The sequence below is a fragment of the Bradyrhizobium sp. SZCCT0231 genome (assembly GCF_018130245.1).
GTDB classification, from domain to species: Bacteria; Pseudomonadota; Alphaproteobacteria; order Rhizobiales; family Xanthobacteraceae; genus Bradyrhizobium; species Bradyrhizobium japonicum_F.
In genome coordinates this window covers 1-1,685 of sequence record NZ_JAFCKP010000040.1, presented here as the reverse complement: position 1 = coordinate 1,685, position 1,685 = coordinate 1, and the positions used below count along the sequence as shown (strand labels likewise).

The following is a 1,685-nucleotide window of genomic DNA, read 5'->3' as shown; positions in this document are numbered from 1 at the left end:
AGGACCTCCTACCCTTGGTCAAGGGGAATAGGCGTCCTTGAATAGGGCAATATCGTAGCGCCGTGCTCGATGCAGTCCAGGACGCTGCGCGCCGGCTTTGCCGGTGCCTTCGGCATCCTGGACAGCATCTGCGCGCGGCGCTCTGGCGATCGGCAGGTCGGGACGAAGGAATGGTCGCCCGGCCGAACAAAGGAATGGGGCTCACCCGTTCGCGGAGGTGATTGTGCCGTTAGGGTCCGCGTCGTATGGGATCTGTCGCTTGAGCGTCGTGCACAGGGCAAAAAGCAAGCGGTCTCCCACGCTGCGCAGAGCACGCGCGTGGCCGTGTCCTTTTCTGCGCAAGGCGTCATACCGTCGCCTGCTGGCCGCATCGTGTTGGATGGCGACACGCGACCAGTGATGGAGCGCGCTCTGCAAGCGCCTGTTGCAGGCGAGGCGACGGATCACGAAACGCTGCTTGCCGCTTTGCCGCGTCACCGGCGCAGCCCCTGCCAAAGCGCGCAGGGCATGGTAATCTCGTCTGCGCAGGGGCTCTGCGGCCTCGGCGAGCAGTGTGGCGAGATTGATCCTGCCGATTCCTGGCCAGGAGCGCAGGATCGTCACGTCGCACTGCTCCGCGCTCTGCCCCGACGGATGCTCCTCTCCTTCGAGCTCGGCACATAGCCGGTCCAGGTTCTGATGAGCCTCCTTGATCTGCCGATTGACCAGGTGCAGACGTGCCGCAAGGCTGCGGATGTGAGCGCAGGCGGCCTCCGTCGTGCCGGGGGCCACGAACAGCGGTGCCTCGCGCAAAGTCCCGAGCACGGTCGCCGCATTGAGGCGGCGGATACGATAGTCCCTCAGAACAGCTGCGATGGCCTTCTCGCTGGCTTTGACCGCACTGGCGGGGGTCGGCACCTTCTCCCAAAGCGCCAGGAACCATTCGTCGGCGACATCGTCGGTCAACTTGGTGGTCTGGGGATAATATCGCCACAACTGCTGGCGCAACCGGTTGGCAAGACGCGTGCGTTCCTGCTGCAGTTCGTCCGCCAGGCGCGACCACTCGCGTAGCTCAATCATCGCCGCATCGTCGGCCACAAGCCGGCGGAAAGCCGCACGGTCCGTGCGCAGCGAGGCGCCGAGCACATGAGCATCGCGGCGGTCGTCCTTGGCACCGGCCACCGTGAAGCGATCGCGGAAGCGATCGAGTTGCTTGGGATTGATGGCAAACACCACGAACCCGTGCTCGAGCAACATCTCCACCACCGGGCCGTGCGGCATCTCGATGGCCACGGCGATCTCTCCCGGTGCGGCCTTGGTCTTCTCCAGCAGCCAGTCACGCAACTCCGTCAGCCCGGCGCCGCCATGGTCGAACGCGTGCTGCGCAACCTGTCTTCCCTCGGCATCCAGCAGGCAAACGCTATGGCTCCGCGTCGCCCAGTCGATCCCGGCGAACCAGCGTACATCTTCGATCATTGTTGGGACCTCCTCGCTCGCAAGGCGGGCCACCACGATCCTGATCAGTCCCTGTACCGGCGCTCTTGGCGCGACCTTCTACTGGATCTCGATCGCGGTCGCTCCGCCGGGGCGCGGTTCCTACGTCGGTGCTCAAGGCACAGGTGGACAAGGCTGCTCCCGGCGGATCGGCCCGGACGGCCAGTCTACATCCAAAGGCCGCCACGACCCCCACAAGGGTACAGGGTGGG

General features: G+C 65.3%; 1 protein-coding gene. It reads right to left on the bottom strand.

Annotated features, from left to right (window positions below):
* Positions 1-201: 201 nt before the first annotated feature.
* Complete coding sequence (locus JQ566_RS34410) at positions 202-1,455, bottom strand: IS110 family RNA-guided transposase (RefSeq protein WP_212380677.1); 1,254 nt, start codon at positions 1,453-1,455, stop codon at positions 202-204.
* Positions 1,456-1,685 lie beyond the last annotated feature (230 nt).

Excerpts from the sequence above, each read along its gene's own strand:
- JQ566_RS34410 (WP_212380677.1), bottom strand. The coding sequence starts at position 1,455 with ATGATCGAAGATGTACGCTGGTTCGCCGGGATCGACTGGGCGACGCGG.